The sequence below is a fragment of the Protofrankia sp. Cr1 genome, from assembly GCF_963555865.1.
Taxonomy (GTDB): Bacteria; Actinomycetota; Actinomycetes; order Frankiales; family Frankiaceae; genus Protofrankia.
The window spans coordinates 10,523-14,033 of record NZ_CAUVXO010000097.1 but is presented as its reverse complement, the minus strand read 5'-3'; the positions used below and the strand labels follow the sequence as shown (position 1 = coordinate 14,033).

At 65.6% G+C, this 3,511-nt stretch carries 3 protein-coding genes; all 3 read right to left on the bottom strand.

Features of this window, described 5'->3' with window-relative positions; genetic code table 11:
* On the bottom strand, positions 1 to 636 hold a 636-nt coding region (locus U9980_RS10640), incomplete at its 3' end, for a polyprenyl synthetase family protein (protein ID WP_322767766.1).
* A gap of 7 nt (positions 637 to 643) precedes the next feature.
* Positions 644 to 2,215: an NADH-quinone oxidoreductase subunit NuoN gene (gene nuoN, locus U9980_RS10635; protein WP_322756150.1), complete on the bottom strand. Its 1,572-nt coding sequence runs from the start codon at positions 2,213 to 2,215 to the stop codon at positions 644 to 646.
* A gap of 35 nt (positions 2,216 to 2,250) precedes the next feature.
* On the bottom strand, positions 2,251 to 3,511 hold a 1,261-nt coding region (locus U9980_RS10630), incomplete at its 5' end, for an NADH-quinone oxidoreductase subunit M (protein WP_322767765.1).

The window sequence follows — 3,511 nt, the reverse complement described above, 5'->3', positions numbered from 1 at the left end:
CCGTTCCCCGAACGCCGCGAGGGTGTCCGCGGTGTAGGGATCAGAACCGGCGAGCATCGCGCCGAGCCGACCGGACGCGGCGATCAGCGACGCGGTCTTCTCTGTGATCACACGGAGATAGTGCTCAACAGGATCCTGTCCCGCAACCGGTCCGACGGTTTCCCGGATCTGCCCCTCGCACAGGGTCGCAATCGTACGCGCCAGGATACGGGTGGCCGCCGGACCCAGATCAGCGGTGATGTCCGACGCCCGGGCGAACAGGAAGTCACCGGTCAGGATAGCGATCGTATTGGTCCATCGGACGTTCGCCGACGCCGCTCCCCGTCGCAACGGCGCTTCGTCCATGACGTCATCGTGGTAGAGGGTCGACAGGTGGGTAAGCTCGATCGCCACCGCGGCCGGAACGACACCTTCGGCGTCGGGGTCGGCAAACTGGGCGGCGAGCAGCACGACCATCGGTCGGAACCGCTTGCCGCCGGCGTCCACCAGGTGCCGCGACGTCTCGGTGACAAAGGGTACGTCGCTGCGAACGGCATCCCGCAGCATCCGTTCGACTTTGTCAAGCCCAAGGCGAACAGCATATTCAAGATCAGGATCTGTCCTGATTCCCGCGAGATCCAGCCCGGTTGCGCTCATATGTTCGTCAGCGTACGAAGCCGGAGGCGGCAGCGGTGCCGGCAAGGTCGAGCAGCGGCTGTGGAGCAACTCCCAGCAGCAGCGTCACGATCGCCCCGACGCCGACTGCGGCATAGGTGAGTGTCGGACGAGTGACTACTATCGGACCCTCCGTCGCCGGTTCCTGGAAGAACATCAATACGATCACCCGGACGTAGAAGAAGGCGGCGATCGCGCTCGTGACGAGTGCCACAATCACCAGTGGCGTTGCGTGTCCGGCGACGGCCGCCTGGAAGACCGCGAACTTCCCGGTGAACCCGCTGGTCAGCGGGATACCGGCAAGAGCGAGCAGAAGGAAGGCGAAGATGCCCGCGAGAACCGGCGACCGCCGCCCCAGCCCCTGCCACTGGGACAGGTCGCTCGCCTCGCCGTCGGAGTTCCTGACCATGGTAACGAGACCGAATGCGGCAATCGTGGTGAAACCGTAGGCGACCAGATAGAACAGAGTGCCGCGCAGCCCGTCGCTGTTCGCCGCGGCGAGACCGGTGAGCAGGAAGCCGGCGTGGGCGATCGCCGAATAGGCGAGCATCCGCTTGATGTCGCGCTGGGTCAGCGCCAGCACCGCGCCGACAACCATGGTCAGGATGGCGATCGTCCAGACCATCGGCCGCCAGTCCCAGCGCAGGCCGCCGAAGGCCACGTAGAAGACCCGAAGCAGTGCCCCGAAGGCCGCCACCTTCGTACCCGCGGCCATGAACGCGGTGATCGGTGTCGGTGATCCCTGATAGACGTCCGGAGTCCACGAGTGAAACGGCGCCGCACCGATCTTGAAAAAGAGTCCGATCCCGAGAAGGGCCATGCCCAGGTACAGGTAGGTGTCGTTCGCACCGACCGTACCCGCGGCATCGGCGATCCGGCCGAGGTCGACGCTGCCGGCATAGCCGTAGAGGAAGGCCAGACCGTAGATGAAAAAAGCCGAGGAGAACGCCCCGAGCAGAAAGTACTTCATCGCGGCTTCCTGCGACAGCAGCCGGCGGCGGCGGGCGAGGCCGGCGAGCAGGTAGAGCGGCAGAGACAGAATCTCCAGCGCCACAAACATGGTCAGAAGTGTGTTGGCGGAGACGAACAACAACATCCCGGCCACCGAGAAGGCCATCAACGCGTATACCTCGGTCTGCACACCGGCGGAGGTCCGCGCGGCGGTCGCCCCCGGTGAACCCGGGGTGAGCGCCGCGGAGGCCACGATCGCGCCGCCGGAGGAGTCCAACCGCCGTTCTGCAACGAGCAACACCGCCAGGAAGGCGAACAGCAGGATGGCGCCTTCCATGAACAACGTGGGGCTGTCGATGGCCACCGCACCGGCGGCCAGGATCTGCCGGCGGCCGCGCAACAACACGACTGCGACAAATGCGGCCGCGAACCCGCTGGCCGCCAGCAGCGGCTGGAGCGTCCGGCGTGCCTTCGCCGGCGCGAAGGCGTCGATGAGGACAGCCGCCAGCGCCACCCCGAACACGATGATGATCGGGCTCAGTGCCACGTACTGGATCGACGGGACGTCGATCGTCGCCCGGGTGCTCTGGGCCAAGCCGTCCTGAGCCAGGAGCTGCTGGCCCAGGACGGCGGTTGGTGCGGCGCTCACGAGTGGCCTCCGGCGTGGCTTGCGTTCACGGGCGCGGCGTTCACTGGGACGGTAGACCCCGGATCGGTGTGCCCGGCGTCTTCGAACGTGGCCGTGACGGTCGGACGGATGATATCGATGAGTGGCTTCGGGTAAACGCCGAGCGCAATGATCAACGCGACCACCGGGGCAACGACGATCTTCTCTCGAACACTGAGATCGAGAACACCCTTGGCCTGCTCATGGACCAGCGGGCCGGTCATGGTCCGCTGATAGAGATACAGGATGTAGATCGCGGCCAACACGATTCCACAGGTGGCCACGATCGCCAGCGCCCGATACCGGGTGAACGTTCCGACCAGCACCAGGAACTCACTGACGAAGCTGTTCAGGCCTGGCAGCGCAAGCGATGACAGACCCGCGATCAGGAAGACCCCGGCCAGTACCGGGGTGACCTTCGCCATTCCGCCGTAGGCGCTGACGTCCCGGCTGCCGCGCCGGGCCACCAGGAACCCGACCACGAGGAACAGCAGCCCCGTGGACAGACCGTGGTTGACCATGTAGAGCACCGCGCCCGTCCCGCCCTGAGACGTCAACGCGAAGGTTCCCATGGCGATGAAGCCGAAGTGCGCCAGCGACGTGTACGCAACCAGCCGTTTCATGTCCCGCTGGCCGATCGCCAGCAGCGCGCCGTAGAAGATTCCGATCACCGCGAGGGCGAGCACCATGGGCGCGAAGTAGGACGAGGCAGCCGGGAACAGCGGGATGCAGTATCGGATCAGCCCGAAGGTTCCAACCTTGTCCAGGACCCCCACCAGCAGGATCGCGCCGCCGGTCGGCGACTGCGCGCCGGCGTCGGGCAGCCAGGTGTGGAAGGGGAACAGCGGCGCCTTGATGGCGAACGCGATGAAGAAGCCGAGAAACAGCAGTTTCTGGACGCCCGGAGTGATGTCAAGCTGGCGCAGTGTCGCGAAGTCAAAGGTGCCGGTACCCAGCTGGTCGGCTGAGACCACATACAGGCCGATCACGGCGGCGAGCATCAACAGGCCGCCGAACAGGCTGTAGAGCAGGAACTTCACCGCGGCGTAGGACCGCTGCGCCTGCTCCTTGACCGCTCCGTAGCTCCCGATCAGGAAGTACATCGGGATCAGCATCGCCTCGAAGAACACGTAGAACAGGAACACGTCGGTCGCCGCGAACACGCCGATCATCCCCGCTTCGAGGGCAAGCAGGAGGGCGAAGAACCCGGAAACGCTGCGTCTGCTCACCACACCGGCA